The following is an 18,822-nucleotide window of genomic DNA, read 5'->3' as shown; positions in this document are numbered from 1 at the left end:
CTTGCGGCCGGTTACTGTACAATACGCCGTCCGCGTAAAGGAATGCGGGATGAATGAACCTCAGAAATGGCTGGTTGTAAGGCTCAGCGCTCTTGGTGACGTTGTGCTTACCACCGGCGTGCTCGACTACCTGTCCCGGCACCGCGGGTGGCGGTTCCACGTTCTGACGCGCAGGGCCTGGGCACCTGTATTTGACGGGCTGCCCGCCGTAGAAGGGGTTGCCCCTCTGGATGACGCGGATTTGCACATGCCGCGCATGGCCGGGGTACTGCGACGCCTTGCGCGACAGTATGAAGGCTGGGGGCTGCTTGACCTGCACGGCACTTTGCGGTCGCGGCTGCTTGGTTCCCTGTGGCGGGGACCTGTGCGCAGGTATCCTAAAATGGCGGTCTGCCGCCGGCTTTTTCTGGCCAGCGGCGGGCGTTTATGCGCTGCAGCACTGGAGCAGTTCAATGTTCCGCAGCGGTATGCTCTGGCAGTGGAAAAAAAGGCGCCGCCCAGAAATGCGCTGCTGCCCGTCATCAGGCTTGATGAGGCCGAAACTGCAGCTGCCGGCGGCCTGCTGCCGTCTGCGCCTGACAGGCCTTTGGTGGCGCTGCACCCGTACTCAACCCATTCGCACAAGGCATGGCTGGACGACAACTGGCGCGAGCTGGCGGTGGGACTGGTGCATAGCGGACTGCGCTGTGTGGTTGTGGGGGTGGGGCAGTCGCCTTTTGCAGGTATGCAGCTTCCGGAGGCATACTTTGCCGACTGTACGGGGCGTACGTCCCTGCGGCAGAGCTGTGCGCTGCTGGCCGCTGCCGATGTGCTGGTAACGGGTGATTCCGGCCCCATGCATATGGCCTGCGGAACAGGCACTCCTGTGGTGGCTCTGTTCGGGCCCACACACCGTGCATGGGGGTTTTATCCCGAGGGTCCCCGTGATGTGGTGCTTGAAGCCGATATGGCGTGCAGGCCCTGTTCGCTGCACGGCAGCAAACCCTGTGCCCATGGTCAGCGCTGCATGCAGAGCATCAGTGTTGCCGATGTGAGACAGGGGATACGGCAGGTGCTGAACAGTGCAGCGCTTTAGCGCGAAAAGAGTTTTTTTTCTGCCTGCCGGACAATGTCGGAGGCTTCAGCAAGTTGCGGGTCACGTTCCAGAGCGAGCCGTGCATAATCATAGGCCAGATCTGTCTTGCGCCAGTCCATGTACAGCTTTGCCAGATTCAGCAGAGTGACTGGGTGCCTGCCGAACTGTTTCATACCCTTCAGGTACAGCGACTCCGCTTTTTCATACTCTTTGAGAGTCTTGTATGCCTGAATGGCCCCGGCCCATGCTTTGCTGTCTGCGGGAAAGCGCCGTATGGCATGGCTCAGAACATCGGCGGCCTCGAAATATAGCCCGTATTCAAGCATGATCAGACCGATGGACGACATTATGCCTTCTTCATGGCCCCACTCGTCAACAATTCTGCGCAGGTAGCTTTTTCCTCTGGGCAGCTGGCCTTTATCAAGACAGGCACGGCCGTTTTCCAGCAGCTGCAGCTTTCTGGCCTGCTCTTCTTCTTTTTCCAGCCTCAGGGTTTCTTCTTGCAGACGTATAAGTCCGTGGAGGATAGTTTCCAGCCTGTCCACCAGCTCATCTTCTCTGCCGCGGGCATACCGTATGGGAACGGAGGTTTCTATCTTCTGGTGGCGGAAAAAACCGGTGATGCCTGAAGAACGGTTGAGGTCTGTTATAACCTCTTCCAGCAGGACTTCGGTTTCAAAGCGGGCAGTGGCAAGCAGTTCGCCCGGTACATAGGCGCGCAGTGCGGCCAGTGTACATTCTATTGCTTTGAAAATATTGTCCCGCCGTATGGCTGACTTGGCGCGCGCAAGATTTTGGCGTACGGTTCTGGGAGATGTTTTACGAAGCATGACCATGCCTTATGCGATAATTCGGCAACAGTAGCTTTCATGAGTACTGTTGTAAAGACGCTATTTGAGTACCGTTAGCGGATTCCCTTTACATTGCTTTGATGATAAAGGAAATAGCGTTCGAAACCGCGGGGGATAGGCAGGGTGTGAGGGGGACCGATGACAGCTTCAGATGATTTGCCCGGAGTATTGATTGTCGAAGACGGCAGGCTTGCCGCTGCAACTCTGCGTATCCAGCTGGAGTCATTAGGGTATGATGTGCTCGGGGTGTTTGATAACGGTGAAGAGGCGGTGCGTTGTGCCCCTGATCTGCGTCCGGACATAGCACTGGTGGATATAATGCTGTGCGGGGCATTGGACGGTGTGGAAACCGCAGCCCGTCTTGCAGCCGGATGCAATCTGCCGATCATTTTCATAACCAGCAGTCAGGATGTGGAAACATTCCAGCGGGCCAAGCGGGTCAATCCGTTCGGTTATCTGGCAAAGCCCGTGGCGGCGGACACGCTGCACCGTTCCATAGAGATGGCCATTCACAAGAAAAAGCTGGAACAGCGGCTGCTGGAAAGCGAAGCCCGCTACCGCCTGATTGTGGAAAGCCTGAATGACGGACTGGCCATTCTGGATGCCGGGTACCACATCCGGTACTGCAATACCAAGCTGGTGGCCATGCTGCAGAATACCGGTGCCGTGGCTTTGCATGCGCCTTTCACTTCTTTGCTGCATCCGGGCAGCGTTTCCCGCTTTCTGCTTACCGCACAAAGTGCAGCGACAAGCGGATTTGCTTCTTTCGGTGGCAATCTGCAGGCTGTCGACGATGTGGCTCTGCCTGTCCGGGTGGGGGTATCCTGCCGAAAGGCTGAAGGTAACCGGCAGTCGGAATATGTATGCGTTTTGACGGATGTTTCCGAGTTGGTTGCTTCTGCGGCGGCGCAGCGTGAAGCCGAAGCAAAGTACCGCACAATTTTTGAAAACGCCCACGAAGGAATTTTTCAGGCCAGAGCAGACGGTCGCTTTCTGGAAGTCAATCCATCCATGGCGGCGCTTTTCGGTTTTCCCGATGCGGCAACCATGCTGCACGAGGTGCCCTCGCTTTGCGCTTTGTTTGCCACGGGAGCGGAACAGGGTGAGCATTGCCTGCCTTTTCTTGCTTCGCAGGAGTCGGTGCATGGTTTTCAGCTGCAGCTCATGACGCGCAAAGGTGACACCGTGTGGGTGGAGCTTAGCTGTCATACCGTGCTTGATGCTGCCGGTAACGTAAACCGGCTGGAAGGCATGATCATTGACGTGACCGAGCGGCGCAAGCACGAATTGCATCTGCTGCGGCTGGCCACAAAGGATGATCTGACCGGCGTGAGCAACAGAGCGGCGTTTCGTGATATGCTGAAAAAATCTGTCGAAGAGGTGAAAGAAAGCTCCATCTGTTCGGCGTTACTGTATATTGACCTTAATTATTTTAAAAAGGTTAATGATAAATACGGTCACTACGTGGGTGATATGGTTCTGCGCGAGGTGGCGGCAAGGCTGAGCAGCAGGGTGCGCACGGCCGATGTTATCGGACGTGTGGGCGGTGACGAGTTTTGTGTGCTGCTGCGCGGCGTAGGCGGGGTGGAACGTGCCGTCAGTCTGGCCGAAGATATGCGCGGAGTGCTGGACAAGCCCTTTGAAAATTTGCCCGAAGAGCATCGTCTGGGCATGAGCATAGGCGTGCTGCTGCTACAGCCGCCCGATGTTGTTGACGCGGGCGAAGCCATGCGGCGTGCCGATTCGGCCATGTATCATGCCAAAACAACAGGCCGGGGGGTTGTCGTCTGGGAAGAAGGCATGCTGCAGAGCAAGGCGTGCTGACCGCTATGTCCAGCTGCGTTGCACTTCGGCGGCGCTGCTGTTCAGAATATGTATGACATTGTCCGGCACAAGTCCGTGAATGCTTCTTCTCTGTAGCCAGCGTTCGCGTATCAGAGAAGCGCTGACCTGCAGCGCGGGGATAGGCATATACAGAATGCGTCCGTTGGCCGCTGTGCGGAATTCGTGTTCCACGGCCGGGTGCCGGGGCATACACGGAGTCAGTGCACTGCCCGGCCAGTCATGTACTGCCTGCATGAACTCTCCGGCCGTATCTGTTCCGCGTGTGACCACCAGCAGGTCGGCCATATCGGCAAGCTCGGTTCCTTTATGCCATGCCGGTAATGTGGGAAAATCACCCGCTCCCATCACAAACAGCGGTTTTTCCTTGGTATGCCGTGTCATCATCCGCAGTGTGTCATACGTGTACGAGGGGCCGCTGCGTTCCCCTTCGGTTCTGTTTACCCTTGCCCAGTCAAAAGGCTGCACCATGGCTTCAAGCATACTGCAGCGCAATGCAAACGGCAGAATGCCGCCCGCATCCTTGTGCGGCGGGACACTGCACGGCAGCAGCTCAACGGTTTCAAGACCGAGGGCTTCATATATTTCAATAATGAGGCGCAGATGCCCCACATGCGGCGGGTTGAATGTGCCGCCGAACAGCGCTTTAGTATGCATTGAGGTACCGGAGTATCTGCCGGCAGGGCGGTATGATGCCCTGCCGGCAGGTGAAAAGGCTACTGACGAATCTGACCGTTTCCGAGCACCACGAATTTTGTCGTGGTCAGCTCTTCAACTCCCATGGGGCCGTATGAGTGCAGCTTTGAGGTGCTGATGCCTATTTCGGCCCCGAGCCCCAGCTGCCCGCCGTCATTGAAGCGGGAAGAGGCATTCACGGCAACCATTGAAGCGTCCACCTCACGCACAAAGCGCATGGCGTTCTGATGATTGCGGGTGCAGATAATTTCCGTATGGTTCGAGCCGTGCTGTGCAATGTAGTCCTGCGCTTCGTCCTGACTGTCCACCACCTTCACGACCATCACCAGATCATGAAATTCCGTGCCGGGATCGGTCTCTGCCATAGGCACGCCATGGGGTGCCAGCAGGGGCAGGGCGCGGGGGCAGGCACGAAAACTGACACCGGCGTCGCCGAGCTTTTGCGCTACGGCGGGCAGCAGCGTATGAGCTTCGGAGCGGTGTACCAGCAGACCTTCAAGAGCATTGCACACTCCGGGCCGCTGTACTTTGGCGTTAAAGATGATTTCGCAGGCCTGCTCAAGGTCGGCGCCTTCATCGACATAGGCGTGGCAAACGCCTTTGTAGTGCTTGAGCACGGGCATGCGCGCATCGGCCACCACAGTGCGGATCAGTGTTTCACCACCGCGGGGTATTATGACATCAATATATTTTTCCAGTTCACACAGGGCCTTGATGGCGCCGCGGTCGGTGGAGGGAACCACCTGCACGGCGTCTTGCGGCAGCCCGGCGAGTATAAGTGCCCTGTGGATAAGCGAGGCCAGCATCATATTGGAATGAAAAGCTTCCGAACCGCCGCGCAGTATCACGGCATTGCCGGCCTTCAGGCACAGAATGCCCGAGTCCACCGTGACGTTGGGACGTGATTCATAGATCATGGATATGACGCCGAGCGGGATGCGCATTTTGCCCACCAGCAGTCCATTGGGCCTTTGCCACTGTTTTTCGGTGGCCCCGATGGGGTCGGGCAGTCCGGCGACAAATTCGCAGGCGCGGGCCATTTCTTCGATAACAGCATCGGTCAGGCGCAGCCTGTCCATGCGCGGAGCATCAAGACTCCGGTCTGCCGCTGCGGCCAGATCCCTGGCATTGGCTTCGGTGATGGCTTTGTTTTCCTGACGGATAAGCTGTGCCAGACTGAGCAGGGCGCTTGTTTTTGCAGAAGGGGATGCAGCGCGCATGGCACGGGCGGCTGCGGCTGCTTTTTTACCCATCTGGTTGATTGTTTCCTGTATATCCATGATGCCTCCTAGCTTGATAACCGCATTATGAATCTGGCAAATTATCCGTTTCTGCACTAAGTGGCAATACACCGTCCTGACGGTTACATCGCTTAATTCCCTTTTGACATTTCTGTAAGCCATGCTTACAAGTGACTGCGTTTTCCAAGAAACGATCACGTGGAATACCGTTATGCGGCTTCCACCCAAGGAGATAGTACGAATGTCGCAAGCCCGAGAAGAACAGACGTCGCTGCTGCATCAGCTGAGTTCTGAAGTTACACCGGAAGCTGACCCTGCATTGCGCTTTATTCTTAATAATATCAAAACGATCAGTCTTTCTCTTGGGGCTGTTGTCTTACTGGCCGGCGGAGCGGCTGCCTATTCGTGGAACAGTGCCGCCACGCTGAAAAAACAGCAGGCCGAACTGGGCATGATTGTTGCCACCAAAAGCGGTGTCGAAAAGCTTCAGGCTTTGGACGCTTTTGCCTCCGGCGTTTCCGGCAAACTGCAGACCGCCGTAAATCTGGAAATTGCCAGAACCGGTTTGGAACTGAAGCAGTATGACCGTGCCGCCGCCGCTTACAACGCTGTCATAGCGCATGGGGAAGGCCCCGTGTTTATGGCCAGGTTCGGCCTGGCGCAGGCATTGCTGCAGCAGGATAAAGCTGCTGAGGCGACAGATATTCTGATGGCCCTTGCAGCAGAAGCACCTGAAAGTTTTACTGTTTCCGTAAACAGAATGCTGGCCGAAGCTGCTTTTGAAGCCGGACGCTACGATCAGGCTCTGGCTGCTTTTGAAACACTGCAAGGTGTTGTTGCAGCAGATGAAAAAGGCTATATTGCCTTTCGTGTCCAGAGCCTGAAACAGCGTATGCAGAGCGGCAGCTAGCCCTGCCTGTCATGCGGCGAGCGGACACCGGCGGCGGAGCATGGTTGTTGCCCTGTTTCTGCCGTGTGTCGGTTTCATCCGGCACGGCTGTGTGCGACTATGTTTTTTGCGGTGACTTGCCGTGAACAGCACAATGTGTTTGACCTGAACCATGCTGGTAGTCGACCTAGGTCTCAGCGCCGTGGCCGGACGCCGCAATCAGCACTTATTATGAACCAGATCAATACCCAAGATTCCAGATTACAGCCATATCTAGGCACGCTGCAGCGCATTGTTTCCGACATGGGCCCGCAGCGTCCGTTTCAGTCTTCGCTGAAGTCATTACTGCGCACGCTGGCTGAAAATCACCATTTCAAACGCCCCCACCTTGTTATATTCGATCCCGAAACACAAACGCTCAAGCTTAGCCTGACGCATGATCCTACCAAAGCGCAGGATGTGGAATATTCGCCGGGAGTGGGGGTGACCGGACAGGTTTTCAGTTCCGGACAGCCTGTCATCGTGCCGAGGATGAAAGATCATCCTTCGTTTCTCAATAAAGCGTTCGGCCGTTCGGAAGAAGAGCTGGCAACTCTGGGCTTTATATGCGTGCCTGTGCTCGGACCGGGCGAAGAAGCCTCTCCCCGGGAGGTTATCGGCACACTGAGCGTGGACACGCCCATAACTGACCTGCCCTCTCTGGAAGGACAGTGCCGTTTTCTGCAGGTTGTTGCCGGTATGATAGCCAACCAGGCTGCCTACCTGCAGGAAGAAATGGCCCGTCAGAAGCATATGATGACGCAGGGCCTCATAGGCGGTGACGTTGCCGAAAACACGGTGCAGGCCGCTAATATTGTGGCTGCATCCAAGTCCATGCGCCTTGTGCTCAATCAGGTGGCTCAGGTTGGTCCCAGCAGGGCGACGGCTTTGCTGCGGGGCGAATCGGGCACCGGCAAAGAGCTTCTTGCAGAGGCCATACATCAGGCCAGCCCCCGGCGTGATATGCCGCTTATCAAGCTTAACTGCGCGGCTTTACCATCCGATCTGGTGGAAAGCGAGCTGTTCGGCTATCAGAAGGGCGCGTTTACAGGTGCTGTCCAGAATAAAAAAGGCCTTTTTGAGCTTGCACACAAGGGGACGCTGTTTCTTGATGAAATAGGTGAATTGAGTGCCTCGGCTCAGGCTAAAGTGCTGCGTGCCATTCAGGAACAGGAAATTCAGCGGCTCGGCAGTGAACAGACCATTTCCGTTGATGTCCGCCTGATCTGCGCCACACACCAGCATCTGGAAGAGCTTGTGGAGAGCGGCAGTTTCCGTGAGGATCTTTATTACCGGATCAATGTGTTTCCGGTGTTCATTCCTCCGCTGCGCGAACGCCGCGAAGATATTCTTCCCGTTGCTGAGCATTTTCTTAAAGAATACGCAGAGGAATATCAGAAAAGCATCAAGCGTATTTCCACCCCTGCCATCGACCTGCTTACACAGTATCACTGGCCCGGTAACATCCGCGAACTGAAAAACTGCATAGAGCGTGCAGTGCTGGTGTGTGATGAACAGGTTATCCGTACGTATCACATGCCCCCTTCGCTGCAGACAGCAGAAAGCACAGCAACAGATTCCAGTCTGTCGTTCTGCGAGGCGGTGGCCAAGTTTGAGCAGGAACTACTGGTTGACGCGCTGAAAAAAGCCCGTGGCAATATGTTGCAGGCTGCCCGCGATTTGCGCGTAAGCTACCGTATTGTTAACTATAAAGTTAAGAAGTACGGTATCGATGCCAAAAAGTTCGCTGTCAGTAAAGGACGCATGGGCAGGTAGACGCCTCTGGCGGATGAAAGTAAAAGCGGAGGTTCCGGCGGGAACCTCCGCTTTTTTGTATTTCGCCGGGCGGCACGCAGCATACTGCGGGCCGGAGTAAAGGCGCCGGCCTGAGGAGGCTACGCTTCGTCTGTTTCCGCCAGCCAGGTCTGAAGAGCGTCTACGATCATTCTGGCCTGTTTCGGGCTGGAAATATTGAATTTGGACTGGGCACGGTACTCGCCGTTCATTTTGCGGTAGCGGCGGATGATGTACTTGTCGGTGCCGTAGTCTTCCAGCTTGTTGTCCCATTGTTTGTACCGGAAAAGCACTGTGGCCCATGCTCCCTTGGAAAGAATGACCTTATCAATTTCTTTGACAACAAGAATTCCGCCTTCTTCATAATCGACTGTCAGTTCTTCCACTGTTGCACTCATGAACGCTCCTCACTGCTCCGGCATGCTTCTGCATGTCTTCGGGGATTGATGATAAAAAGAGGGAGCCGCGCTCCCTCAGTGTGTCAGTCTGTTTCCTGTTCTTCTGCCGCATTTGCCTGATCTTTGGCAAGCTTCCATATTTCCGGTGCCTCGCCGAAGTGTTTGGCTGCCTGCCGCAGTCCAAGATTGAACGCCTTGACGTTGATGGCCTGAATCTTGGGGGGGAGGTTTTCTTCCAGACTTTTGCGTATCAGCCGCCGCTCGGCGAAGGGCAGAAGGTGCGTCACCGCGCCCAGCACCAGAGTGTTGATAGTCAGCGGGTTGCCTATTTTTTCTCGTGCCATGCGGGTAAAGGGCAGGCCGAGAAAGTGGTTGGTGGGGGTATGCTGTACCAGCGTGGTGTCCACAAGCAGCACTCCGGCCCGTTTCATATACCGGTAGTAGTTGTTGCAGGCTTCCTGACTGAGCGCCACCAGCAGATCAAGATTTTCTGTTTTGGGGTAGCTGATGGGGCTTGAACTGATGACCACGTCGGCACGGCTGGAGCCACCGCGGGCTTCGGGACCGTAGCTTTGGGTCTGTGTTACATGGTAGCCGTGTCCCAGCGCAAGCGATGCCCCCAGAAGCCGGCCCAGAGTGATGATGCCCTGCCCGCCGAGACCGGAAAGACGGATTTCAAACCTGTGGATATGTTGCAATGTTTTTTTCATCGGGCACCGTCCATCAGTTTTGTCTTGAGTGCCGCGTATTTTTCTTCCAGTCCGTCCAGCTTTCTGTCGCGGAAAAGACCTATGGGGATACGCGGGTCGCTCTTGGGCGCCTTGCCTGATTCAATGGCTTCCAGTTTGACTGTGTTTTTTTTGAGCCATTGATACATGTCCACGGCACTTCTGAATTTGTTTTTGCGGCCGTACTGAGTCGGGCAGGGGGAAAGAGCCTCCACCACTGAAAAACCGGGGCTCTGCAGCGCACCGGTTATCAGCCTGTCCAGCAGGTTGGCATGAAAGGTAGTGCCGCGCGCGACATAATTGGCTCCGGCCGCCTGTGCCATTTCCACGATATCGAAGGAAGGTTCCAGCGAACCGTAAGGCGTGGTCATGGAAAGGTCGCCGTGGGGTGTGGCGGAAGAACACTGGCCGCCGGTCATGCCGTAGATGAAGTTGTTGAGTATGAGGGTGGTGATGCCGATATTGCGCCGCGCGGCATGGATAAGATGATTGCCGCCGATGGACATGGCATCGCCGTCGCCCATGACGCAGATGACCTTGAGCGCCGGGTTGGCCATTTTGATGCCGGTGGCAAAGGTAAGGGCGCGGCCGTGTGTGGTGTGAACGGTGTTGAAGTCCACATATACGGCCATGCGGCCTGAGCAGCCGATTCCGGCAACGATGACCACATCGTCTTTGGACAGATTCAGGCTGTGCACACTGCGGATAAGCGAGCCGAGGACTATGCCGTGTCCGCAGCCGGGACAGAACACGTGCGGAAATTTCTTATTGTGCCGCAGGTATTCGTGGATGAGTTGGGTGACGTCTGACATGCTCCACCTATACTATGGCTTTAAGTATTTCCGACGGGGAAATGATCTGGCCGTCGACACGGTTGATTGTCTTTACCCGCGTGCTGCCGCTGTTAACCCGTTTTACCTCGCGGGACATCTGGCCCATGTTCATTTCGGGCACGATAACCGCCCCGCAGCGTTTGGTCAGCTTTTCCACCGCAGGTCTGGGGAAGGGAAACAGGGTTTTCAGGGTCAGCAGACCTGCCTTGTAACCGCGTTCACGGGCCTGTTCCACGGCCAGATGCGCAGCACGGGCAACACTGCCGTAGGCAATGACCGCTATTTCGGCATCATCCAGCAGGTATTCGTCAACCATCTGGATATCAGGATAAAACTGGTCAATTTTGCGGAACATGCGCGACATGGCTTCGTTCACTTCTTCCGGGCGTGAGGTGGGAAAGCCCATGACGTCGTGTGTCAGTCCCGTGTAATGCATGCGGTACCCCGTACCTATGGGAGGCATAGCCGCCACACCGCGTGCCGTGTCCGCAAACGGTTTAAACCATTCCGGCGGCACGGAAGGCAGAACGCGCGAGAGTATCTCCACATCTTTCTGGTCGGGAATCTCTATTTTTTCACGCGTATGCGCCGTCACTTCGTCAATAAGCAAGATGACGGGAGTGCGGTATTTTTCGGCAAAGTTAAAGGCCACGATGGTCATATCAAGGCATTCCTGCACCGTGGAAGCCGAAAGCACGATGATTGAATGATCGCCGTGGGTGCCCCAGCGCGCCATCTGGACATCGGCCTGTGCGGGGCTGGTGGGCAGTCCCGTGCTGGGGCCGCCGCGCATGACATTGACCACCACCACAGGAGCCTCTACCATGCAGGCATATCCGATATGCTCCTGCATGAGCGAAAAACCGGGACCGGAGGTGGCGGTCATGGCTTTGCGTCCGGCAAGCGATGCGCCGATTATGGCACCCATGCTGGCGATTTCGTCTTCCATCTGTATGAAAACCCCGTTATCGAGGGCCGGAAGACGGGCCGCCATGACCTCCATTATTTCAGTGGAGGGGGTGATGGGGTAGCCCGCATAGAAAGTGCAGCCCGCAAGCAGTGCGCCCTGTGCGATGGCTTCGTTTCCCTGTGCAAAAATTTCTTTTTTTTTCTTTTTTCTTTGGGCCATATCAACCTTCACTCTCAGTTTGAGGCAGTGCGGAGGGCCCGTAGACCGGACAGCTGGCACCTGCTACCCTGGGTTTGATCACAATGGCGAAATCAGGACAGTGCAGCTCGCAGAAGCCGCAGTTTATGCACTGATCCATCTTTGTGACCTCAGCCTTGCCCAGTGTATTGAGTTCAAGAACCTTGCCCGGACAAAAGGCTACACAAATGCCGCAGCCTTTACACCAGTCCGGGTACACGCACACCAGAGTTTGCCCTTTTTCTTTTTTTGGCATTGCCGATCCGCAAATGGTTGGATGGGGTGAACACTGTCTGCATGGGAATGCAGGCGCAGGCAACGCATATAACGTCGCGTCCAGAGTTTACTGTGCCTTATTGTTAAACCAGCTTGTAATGCTGCGCAAGGTTAAATCCGTTATTTGTGGTAGTTGAGTCTTCAGTCAGCAGAAAATACGTCAGGAGTGCCGTATCGTGAAAAGTTCCTTGCCTGTTTTTGAGTTCGCATCACGTCGTTCACCTGTTTATGCACCGGAGGTCATGGTTGCTGCGTCACAGCCTCTGGCTGTCAGCGCCGGTCTGGGCATTGCTGCCCGTGGCGGCAGCGCCGCCGATATGGCTGTGGCAGTGGCGGCCGTGCTTGCCGTTGTCGAGCCGTGCAGCACCGGTCTGGGAGGTGATGCGTTTGCTCTGTACTACGATTCAGCCACACAGCATGTGGCGGCGCTGAACGGTTCGGGAAAAAGCGGAGGCGGCCATACCCCCGAAGCTGTTTTTTCCGCCGGGTATGACGCAGTGCCGGCAAGGCACGGGCTGGCAGTAACTGTGCCGGGGGCATGCGCCGCATGGTGTGAACTGCATAGAAAATACGGCCGGCTGGATCTTGCCGAGGTATTGGCTCCTGCAGTGCGCCTTGCCCGTGACGGCTTTGCCGTCGGACCCGTTACCGCGCGGTTATGGGCAACCGAAGAAGCGCTGCTGCGTGGCAGCGAAGGTGGAAAAAGTCTGCTGGTCCGCGGAAGGGCTCCCCGTGCGGGCGAACGTATCCGCAACCATGCGCTTGCCCGTCTTTTGAAAAACATAGCTCGCAAGGGAACTGCAGCGCTGTACGAAGGGGCTGCTGCCGCGGCTCTGGCCGATGCGGTTCAGGCTGCAGGCGGCGTGCTGACCGCGGATGACATGAGCCGGTGCAGGGCGCAGTGGCAGACACCGGCCAGTACCGTGTACGGCGGTGTACGCGTGCATGAATGCCCGCCCAACGGTCAGGGGCTGGTGGCTCTGAGTGCGCTCAACATACTTGCTGCCTTGAGTGATAAGATAAAAGGTGCCCCTGTGTCCGCAGAACGTCTGCACTGTATGATAGAGTCTCTGCGGCTCGGTTTCGCTGACGGAACAGCGTATATTGCAGACCCTGATTTTTCGGCCGTTCCTGCGGATGGATTGCTTTCCGGGGAATATGCGGCCGCACGGGCTGCATTGATAGACTCCGGCAGGGCTTTGCCGCAGGCCGTGTGCGGTGTTCCCCAGTCTTCTTCCGATACTGTACAGTTCTGCGTGACCGACAGAGACGGTAATGCCTGTTCCATGGTGAACAGCATATACATGACGTTCGGCAGCGGAGTAGTTGTGCCTTCTTTGGGACTGGCTCTGCAGAACAGGGGGCACAACTTTGTGTTGCGGCAGGATCATCCCAACTGCCTTGCGCCGTATAAACGACCTTACCATACGATAATTCCGTGCCTGACAACGCACGAAAACGGTGAACTGCACGGAGTTATGGGAGTTATGGGCGGATTTATGCAGCCACAGGGGCATGTGCAGATTCTCAGTGCTCTGCTGGATGATGGATGCAATCCTCAGCAGGCTCTGGACAGGCTCCGCTTCTGCATTCAGCCTGACGGTGCAGCCAGTGTTGTGGCGCTGGAAGAGGGCATGGATGCGGGGCTGGCGGACAGCCTGAAGGCCAGAGGTCATGATGTCCGGCCAGTCAGCGGATACGCCCGCGACCTGTTCGGACGCGGGCAGATTATCCTGCGGCAGCCCAACGGATTCTGGGAAGCCGGCAGTGACGGGCGCGCAGACGGACTTGCGCTGGGTTTCTGATCACAGAGATATGTTGGTGAACAGCCCGCGCAGCATTTCCTGTGATACAGTGGGCATGGGTGTCTGTATCCGTGTGGGGTACTGCTCGCTTACTTTCAGCGACAGCAGATAAAAGCTTATCAGTTCATCCGAGATGGCCATTTTTTTGCCGGAATGCATGTTCTGACTCAGAGTGCGTTCCAGAAGGTCACGGCCGCTGAACGTGGAAATGTCGGAAACGATGTATGCCATGTCTATTTCCTCCTCGGCTTGTCCCCTACAGTATAAGCACGGCAGGTACGGATTGAAAAGAGCACCGGAAGTTATAGTTGGCATAAAAACAGGGGGCGGCCGGAAGATTCCGGCCGCCCCCTGTCATATGGGCATGTATGCGTCAGCGTTTTGAAATGGCAATGCAGAAAAGATAATAATCTTCAACCCATGAGGGATCGACCCGGTAGTTGTACCTGTCGTTGAGATCAAGCACCACCCGCATGGTTTTTTTGTCGGTGTTATGATGCGTTCTTACTGCCTGAATGTAGGTACCGTTCACATCGTACCTTTTTGCGCCGGACCACTCATGAATGTCTGTTATATCAAAATAAATGCGCGGTGCGCCGTTATCCACCGTCTGCAGGTCAGGAATGCGCGGTTTGTTGAAATCGATGCAGAATACATCAGCTTCCCCCTGCCTGCTGACGCCTATATTGATCACTCTGGTGGGGGTTCCTTCCGGAGGCGGCGATTTGGGCTGCAGGGTCTGTTCACCGCCGGTTTCGGCGGGCAGGGCGGTTGCCGGAGCTGCACATAACAGCAGCGCCAGAAGTATGAGGCCCGGTATATGGCGCATTTTCACGTGCAAACGACTCCTCATCCCGCTGTGCAAGCAGGACCTGTTCTTCGCATCAGTCCGTCAGCACCGCAACTGCGCATGCTCCGGGTCCGCTGTGTGTGCCCAGCACCGGTGACGCTTCAATGGTATAAAGCGGGGCAGTGCCCAGACGTTCGGTTATCAGCCGCCCGAGATGCCCGGCGCTTTCCGGCGCGGATACGTGTGCGATGGCAATCCGTATATTTTTTTTGCCGCTTATGGTTTTTTCAAGACGCCGTAACAGTTTCAGTTCCGCCATGCGTCTTCCGAGTCCTTTTTCCACGACTTTTACCGTGCCATGGTCGCGCGCGTCAAATTCAAGCACCGGCTTGATATTAAGAAATTTTGCCACCGCTCCGGCGCCTTTGCTCATACGGCCGCCCCGCACGGCAAAGTCAAGCGTGTCCATGGCGACAAATACATGGAGATTTTTTACGTCTTTTGCGGCCATGTCCAGTATGGCGGGTGCGTCAAGTCCGGCTCTGGCACGCTTGGCCGCCTCAAGCACAAGCAGCCCGAGACCGGCAGAAAGAGTTTGGCCGTCAAATGTGTACACCGGCTTTGAAGCCATTTTGCCTATGTTGGCTGCCGATTGCAGTGTGCCGCTGTATTTGGCCATGACATGCAGCGAAACGACTTCATCATGCAGCGCCAGCATGTCGTCATACAGGTGTTTGAAGTCGGCGGGCGAGGGCTGAGATGTTTTCGCCGAACGGGAAACACGCAGGCGGCTGTTGAATTCAGCAGTGCTGATGGACAGTTTGTCAATGAACTCCTCTTCATCCAGATAGAGCTTCAGCGGAGCGAAGCGTATGCCGTACTCCTGCATCAGGTCTTCGGGCAGGTCGCATGTGGAGTCAGTGACAATGCCGACACGGGGGGTGCGGCCGGAAGTGAGTGCAAGATGCTGGGCCAGCATATCGTCGGCTTTGCGGCATTCCACGGTGCCGTACCCCGCTGCCAGTGCAAAGACTTCGTCTGGGCTGTTGGTGTGTACATGAACCCGTACGGTTTCGGCTGTGCCCGCTACAACAAGGCTGTCACCCATGGCGGCCAGCTTTTCCCGCAGCGCTGCGGCGTCAATGTCCGTTCCGCGGATCATGCATTCGGTGCAGTACCTGAATTCCAGCGAATCCACGGCCACACGTTCCTGTGCGTTTTCTTCCGCTTCCTCTATGACAACAGTGCTTTTTGTCGAATCCTGACGGTTCAGCGAGCCTTTTTCAGTAAATTCTACAATGCCTTCGAGAAGATATAAAAAACCAAGCCCCCCGGCATCCACCACGTCTGCCGCTTTGAGGGTGGCCAGTTTTTCTTTGGTCTGCTGCACCGATTCCCGCGCCTTGCGCAGTGAATCATACATGATATGCTGAAAATCTTTGTACGAGTCGGCGTTGCTTGAAAGATGCTCGGACCAGTCGCGGATAACCGTGAGGATGGTCCCTTCTTTGGGGTTTGATATGGATTCGAGTGCGCGTCTGGTTGCCAGCGAAGCGGCCTGAATGAAATCGGGCGGCGTTACACGTTTCAGATCTTTGACGCCTTCTGAAAAACCGCACAGAAACTGCGCCAGAATGACTCCGGAGTTCCCTCTGGCCCCCATCAGTGCCGATTCGGCAATGACCTTGCTCATACCTTCGATGGAACCGTCTTTGGTTTGCGCAGAGTTGTCCACAATGTTGCGCATGGTTCCGGCCATATTGCTGCCCGTATCACCGTCGGGAACGGGAAACACGTTGATGGCGTTCAGGTGTCCGTGTTTTTCAATAAGCCGGTGTGCAGCGGCGTTAATGGCCCGCTTGAAGCGTATGCCATCAAGATATTTTATCTTATTTGTGCTGGTGGTCAAAGAAAGGCTCCTCGGCGGGAAAAGTACGATTCCCCCATGTGATCGTGCGCTGTAGGTATAAAGCAGATCATGCGCATGTGCAAGGTTCTGCTTTTGTGCTGCAATATGCTGTTATGTAAAAGCTATATTTTATTTCTGACATTTGTGCTGCGGGTGGGCGCACAGAGCTTGGTACAGTGTCTGACGTGTGATAAGACATGGGTCGGTGCGGTATTGCCGTAGCCGGATTCCAAGTATGACCAGACAGGGCTGCTACGCCCGGGGAGAAAGAATATGTCCGATCTGCACGGTAAGAAAATTCTGATGTTTGTTGAAGAGTACTACGAGGATCTGGAGCTGTGGTACCCAAAAATCAGGCTTCAGGAGGAAGGAGCCGAGGTGGTGGTGGCCGGTCCTGCGACCGGTAAGGTATACAAGGGCAAAAACGGGTACCCGTGCGAGGCTGATGTTGCCATTGCGGACGTTGACGCCGGCGGGTACGACGGCCTTGTGCTTTGCGGCGGGTGGGCTCCGGATAAACTGCGCCGTGATCCCAGAGTGCTGGAAATAACCAGAACCATCCATGATGCCGGTAAGCCTGTGGCGCATATCTGCCACGCGGGGTGGGTGCCCATCTCGGCGGGAGTGATGAAAGGTATCCGGTGCACATCGGTAAACGCCATCCGTGACGATTTGCAGAACGCCGGAGCTCAGTGGGTTGATCAGGAGGTGGTGGTGGACAAGAACCATATCACCAGCCGTACGCCCAAAGACCTGCCTGCGTTTTGCAAGGCCATTATCGCCATGCTGAAAGCCTGATTCTGTATACAGCTACAAGCAGATGCGACGTGCCACCGGAAGTTTATGCAGCTCCGGTGGCATTTTTTTTCGGCACGGGTTGACGGGGAATGGCGGGCGGAGGGTGTCCGTGTAGGTGGTGAAGCTCTCGGGTGTTGTTGTTGAGAAGTTATGCGTCAGCGGATGCTGTGCGCCGTAATGATGAACATTACAACGGCAGTGGCACCGCCGAAAGCATACACTCCGGAAAATCCGGATACGGCATAAATGCTGGTGACAGCCAGCGGGGCGATGGTCTGCGAAAGGCGCAGCACCATGCCGTTTACAGCCATGACCGCCGCGCGTTGTTCCAGCGGGGCAAGGGCTGTAAGCAGCGTCATAAGATTGGGATAGTTGAGCCCCTGTGCCACACCGAAAAGAAAGACCGGGAGCAGCAGCCACCAGAACGTGGGCATATGCGGCATAAGCAGCATGGCGACCAGATAGAAAACGTGCCCTGCAAGCAGCAGGCGGTGCGGTTTGAACTGTTCGGCCAGTCTGCCCATGCGCGAAGCGCTGAGGGCCGTGCCCAGTGATGTCAGGGCAAAAAGTGCACCGATGGTGGCGGGCGACGCTGTGAAACGATGGTCAGCCAGAATGGGGATGAACGTGATGACAGGGCCGTACAGCATGGTGAAAGTCAGAAAAGAAACAGAGAAGAGTCCGACAGCCTGCGGGCTTTTCATGGCACGCAGGGTATTTTTGAAGTACGCCCCCATGCTTTGCGATGTGTCCGGTGCGGGCAGGGTCAGACCGCGCCAGGCTATGAACGCCATGGGCAGTGTGGCAAGCGGAAGAAAAAAAGGCGCATGCCAGCCAAGCTCGCCCAGGATGCCGCCGATGGCAGGATAAAGAGCAGTCCCCAGGCTCAGCACTCCGGCATTGTAGCCCATGGCTCTTACGCGGTCGGGGCCTTCGTACAGGTCGCCGATGATTGTTGCATACAGTATTCCCAGCGGGGCTACGCCCACGCCCTGCAGAAAACGCAGCATCAGCAATGTATGCAGGTTGTCGGCAAAGCCGCAGGCCCCTCCGGCTGTGGCAAAAAGTAAAAGTGACGGGATGAGCACTTTTTTTCTGCCGTATCTGTCAGCCAGAATACCGGCCAGCGGTGTGAGCACTATGCCGGGCAGCGTGAACGCGGTGATTATCAGCCCTATGGTGGCAACGGGTGCGCCGAGCTCGTGCGCGGCCAGCGGCAGGGCGGGAATGATACTTGAAACCCCCATGACCACGGTCAGAGTGATTCCGAAAGTTATCAGCAGATTTTTGTCTCGCAGCAGCGGGGGTATTGTCATGGAGCTTTCCGGCAGACGGTTGCATGCTGTGCCTTGTCCGGCAGGCGCGGGATGACGGCAATGAACTGTAGTCCATATGCCTGATAGCCTCACCGGTCAAGGCGGGCCCTGTGTTGCCATTGTCACGGTTGAGGGATATCATGAGCATCTTGTCATTACGGATACCCGCTATCAAACTCAAACCGCTGTCTATGCTACGAGGCACATAATATGACTGCAGAGGCTGCAACCCGTGTGCGGTGCCCCTATTGCCAGAAGGTTTTTCTGCTTAAAAAGAAAACACTGCGCGAGGGGCAGAACTCCGTCTCCGTGAAATGTCCGTACTGTGCCGAGGGCCTTGTGCTGCCCGCGGAATGTTTTATCAAATCCTGATCTGACCGGCCGCCGCAAGGCGG

Annotated in this window: 18 protein-coding genes; 6 read left to right on the top strand and 12 right to left on the bottom strand. The window is 56.0% G+C overall.

Annotation, left to right across the window (positions count from 1 at the left end):
• The first annotated feature begins 49 nt into the window (after positions 1-49).
• Complete coding sequence (locus tag H586_RS0103360) at positions 50-1,075, top strand: glycosyltransferase family 9 protein (protein ID WP_027181365.1); 1,026 nt, start codon at positions 50-52, stop codon at positions 1,073-1,075.
• Here H586_RS0103360 and H586_RS0103355 read toward each other — a convergent pair.
• Entirely contained in the window at positions 1,072-1,905 is an 834-nt protein-coding gene (locus tag H586_RS0103355) for a tetratricopeptide repeat protein (protein WP_011367581.1), read from the bottom strand. The two genes, H586_RS0103360 and H586_RS0103355, sit on opposite strands and share 4 nt — an antisense overlap.
• A gap of 159 nt (positions 1,906-2,064) precedes the next feature.
• Between H586_RS0103355 and H586_RS19865 the strand changes: the two genes are divergently transcribed.
• The gene (locus H586_RS19865) at positions 2,065-3,750 is read left to right on the top strand and encodes a diguanylate cyclase (protein WP_011367582.1); all 1,686 of its coding nucleotides are present in this window, start codon (positions 2,065-2,067) and stop codon (positions 3,748-3,750) included.
• A 3-nt stretch (positions 3,751-3,753) separates the two neighbouring features.
• Here the strand turns inward: H586_RS19865 and nadD are convergent, their stop codons facing one another.
• Positions 3,754-4,425 carry a nicotinate (nicotinamide) nucleotide adenylyltransferase gene (gene nadD / locus H586_RS17970; protein WP_034618524.1) on the bottom strand — a complete coding sequence of 224 codons (672 nt, stop codon included), beginning with the start codon at positions 4,423-4,425 and terminating at the stop codon, positions 3,754-3,756.
• A gap of 59 nt (positions 4,426-4,484) precedes the next feature.
• Complete coding sequence (locus H586_RS0103340; protein WP_027181364.1) at positions 4,485-5,744, bottom strand: glutamate-5-semialdehyde dehydrogenase; 1,260 nt, start codon at positions 5,742-5,744, stop codon at positions 4,485-4,487.
• A gap of 202 nt (positions 5,745-5,946) precedes the next feature.
• On the opposite strand from H586_RS0103340, the gene H586_RS0103335 reads away from it, so the two are divergent.
• Positions 5,947-6,615 carry a tetratricopeptide repeat protein gene (locus tag H586_RS0103335; RefSeq protein WP_034618523.1) on the top strand — a complete coding sequence of 223 codons (669 nt, stop codon included), beginning with the start codon at positions 5,947-5,949 and terminating at the stop codon, positions 6,613-6,615.
• Positions 6,616-6,825: 210 nt separating this feature from the next.
• Complete coding sequence (locus tag H586_RS0103330) at positions 6,826-8,409, top strand: sigma-54-dependent Fis family transcriptional regulator (protein ID WP_011367586.1); 1,584 nt, start codon at positions 6,826-6,828, stop codon at positions 8,407-8,409.
• A gap of 119 nt (positions 8,410-8,528) precedes the next feature.
• On the opposite strand, the gene H586_RS0103325 is transcribed toward H586_RS0103330, so the two are convergent.
• The 5 genes from H586_RS0103325 to H586_RS0103305 form a co-directional block, all read right to left on the bottom strand.
• A complete protein-coding gene (locus tag H586_RS0103325; RefSeq protein WP_011367587.1) occupies positions 8,529-8,825 on the bottom strand; it encodes a hypothetical protein in 297 nt (98 codons plus the stop codon).
• An 83-nt stretch (positions 8,826-8,908) separates the two neighbouring features.
• Positions 8,909-9,535, bottom strand: a complete 627-nt coding sequence (locus tag H586_RS0103320; protein WP_011367588.1) for a 2-oxoacid:acceptor oxidoreductase family protein — start codon at positions 9,533-9,535, stop codon at positions 8,909-8,911.
• Positions 9,532-10,365, bottom strand: coding sequence for a 2-oxoacid:ferredoxin oxidoreductase subunit beta (locus H586_RS0103315; protein WP_011367589.1), 834 nt, complete (start codon positions 10,363-10,365; stop codon positions 9,532-9,534). The genes H586_RS0103320 and H586_RS0103315 overlap by 4 nt, the downstream gene beginning before the upstream one ends.
• A gap of 7 nt (positions 10,366-10,372) precedes the next feature.
• Positions 10,373-11,515 (bottom strand): 2-oxoacid:acceptor oxidoreductase subunit alpha, encoded by a 1,143-nt coding sequence (locus H586_RS0103310; RefSeq protein WP_011367590.1) that lies wholly within the window; start codon positions 11,513-11,515, stop codon positions 10,373-10,375.
• Between the two features lies 1 nt (position 11,516).
• Positions 11,517-11,789, bottom strand: a complete 273-nt coding sequence (locus tag H586_RS0103305; protein ID WP_011367591.1) for a 4Fe-4S dicluster domain-containing protein — start codon at positions 11,787-11,789, stop codon at positions 11,517-11,519.
• A 196-nt stretch (positions 11,790-11,985) separates the two neighbouring features.
• Between H586_RS0103305 and H586_RS0103300 the strand changes: the two genes are divergently transcribed.
• The gene (locus H586_RS0103300; RefSeq protein ID WP_027181362.1) at positions 11,986-13,614 is read left to right on the top strand and encodes a gamma-glutamyltransferase family protein; all 1,629 of its coding nucleotides are present in this window, start codon (positions 11,986-11,988) and stop codon (positions 13,612-13,614) included.
• Here the strand turns inward: H586_RS0103300 and H586_RS0103295 are convergent, their stop codons facing one another.
• From H586_RS0103295 to H586_RS0103285, 3 genes are all read right to left on the bottom strand, one after another.
• A complete protein-coding gene (locus H586_RS0103295; protein ID WP_011367593.1) occupies positions 13,615-13,845 on the bottom strand; it encodes a hypothetical protein in 231 nt (76 codons plus the stop codon).
• Positions 13,846-13,987: 142 nt separating this feature from the next.
• Positions 13,988-14,443, bottom strand: a complete 456-nt coding sequence (locus H586_RS0103290; protein ID WP_234702931.1) for an AMIN domain-containing protein — start codon at positions 14,441-14,443, stop codon at positions 13,988-13,990.
• Positions 14,444-14,498: 55 nt separating this feature from the next.
• Positions 14,499-16,313 (bottom strand): DAK2 domain-containing protein, encoded by a 1,815-nt coding sequence (locus H586_RS0103285; protein WP_027181361.1) that lies wholly within the window; start codon positions 16,311-16,313, stop codon positions 14,499-14,501.
• A gap of 273 nt (positions 16,314-16,586) precedes the next feature.
• On the opposite strand from H586_RS0103285, the gene H586_RS0103275 reads away from it, so the two are divergent.
• On the top strand, positions 16,587-17,111 hold the full coding sequence (locus H586_RS0103275) for a type 1 glutamine amidotransferase domain-containing protein (protein ID WP_011367596.1): 525 nt from the start codon (positions 16,587-16,589) through the stop codon (positions 17,109-17,111).
• A 155-nt stretch (positions 17,112-17,266) separates the two neighbouring features.
• On the opposite strand, the gene H586_RS0103270 is transcribed toward H586_RS0103275, so the two are convergent.
• A complete protein-coding gene (locus H586_RS0103270) occupies positions 17,267-18,427 on the bottom strand; it encodes an MFS transporter (RefSeq protein ID WP_034618517.1) in 1,161 nt (386 codons plus the stop codon).
• Positions 18,428-18,822 lie beyond the last annotated feature (395 nt).

It is taken from the genome of Oleidesulfovibrio alaskensis DSM 16109, from assembly GCF_000482745.1.
GTDB lineage: Bacteria > Desulfobacterota > Desulfovibrionia > Desulfovibrionales > Desulfovibrionaceae > Oleidesulfovibrio > Oleidesulfovibrio alaskensis.
This window is presented reverse-complemented; position numbering and strand designations above follow the sequence as displayed.

Excerpts from the sequence above, each read along its gene's own strand:
- H586_RS0103305 (WP_011367591.1), bottom strand. The coding sequence starts at position 11,789 with ATGCCAAAAAAAGAAAAAGGGCAAACTCTGGTGTGCGTGTACCCGGAC.
- H586_RS0103275 (WP_011367596.1), top strand. The coding sequence starts at position 16,587 with ATGTCCGATCTGCACGGTAAGAAAATTCTGATGTTTGTTGAAGAGTAC.
- H586_RS0103270 (WP_034618517.1), bottom strand. The coding sequence starts at position 18,427 with ATGACAATACCCCCGCTGCTGCGAGACAAAAATCTGCTGATAACTTTC.
- H586_RS0103335 (WP_034618523.1), top strand. The coding sequence starts at position 5,947 with ATGTCGCAAGCCCGAGAAGAACAGACGTCGCTGCTGCATCAGCTGAGT.
- H586_RS19865 (WP_011367582.1), top strand. The coding sequence starts at position 2,065 with ATGACAGCTTCAGATGATTTGCCCGGAGTATTGATTGTCGAAGACGGC.
- H586_RS0103290 (WP_234702931.1), bottom strand. The coding sequence starts at position 14,443 with ATGCGCCATATACCGGGCCTCATACTTCTGGCGCTGCTGTTATGTGCA.
- H586_RS0103325 (WP_011367587.1), bottom strand. The coding sequence starts at position 8,825 with ATGAGTGCAACAGTGGAAGAACTGACAGTCGATTATGAAGAAGGCGGA.
- H586_RS0103320 (WP_011367588.1), bottom strand. The coding sequence starts at position 9,535 with ATGAAAAAAACATTGCAACATATCCACAGGTTTGAAATCCGTCTTTCC.
- H586_RS0103330 (WP_011367586.1), top strand. The coding sequence starts at position 6,826 with ATGAACCAGATCAATACCCAAGATTCCAGATTACAGCCATATCTAGGC.
- H586_RS0103315 (WP_011367589.1), bottom strand. The coding sequence starts at position 10,365 with ATGTCAGACGTCACCCAACTCATCCACGAATACCTGCGGCACAATAAG.
- H586_RS0103295 (WP_011367593.1), bottom strand. The coding sequence starts at position 13,845 with ATGGCATACATCGTTTCCGACATTTCCACGTTCAGCGGCCGTGACCTT.
- nadD (WP_034618524.1), bottom strand. The coding sequence starts at position 4,425 with ATGCATACTAAAGCGCTGTTCGGCGGCACATTCAACCCGCCGCATGTG.
- H586_RS0103310 (WP_011367590.1), bottom strand. The coding sequence starts at position 11,515 with ATGGCCCAAAGAAAAAAGAAAAAAAAAGAAATTTTTGCACAGGGAAAC.
- H586_RS0103355 (WP_011367581.1), bottom strand. The coding sequence starts at position 1,905 with ATGCTTCGTAAAACATCTCCCAGAACCGTACGCCAAAATCTTGCGCGC.
- H586_RS0103340 (WP_027181364.1), bottom strand. The coding sequence starts at position 5,744 with ATGGATATACAGGAAACAATCAACCAGATGGGTAAAAAAGCAGCCGCA.
- H586_RS0103360 (WP_027181365.1), top strand. The coding sequence starts at position 50 with ATGAATGAACCTCAGAAATGGCTGGTTGTAAGGCTCAGCGCTCTTGGT.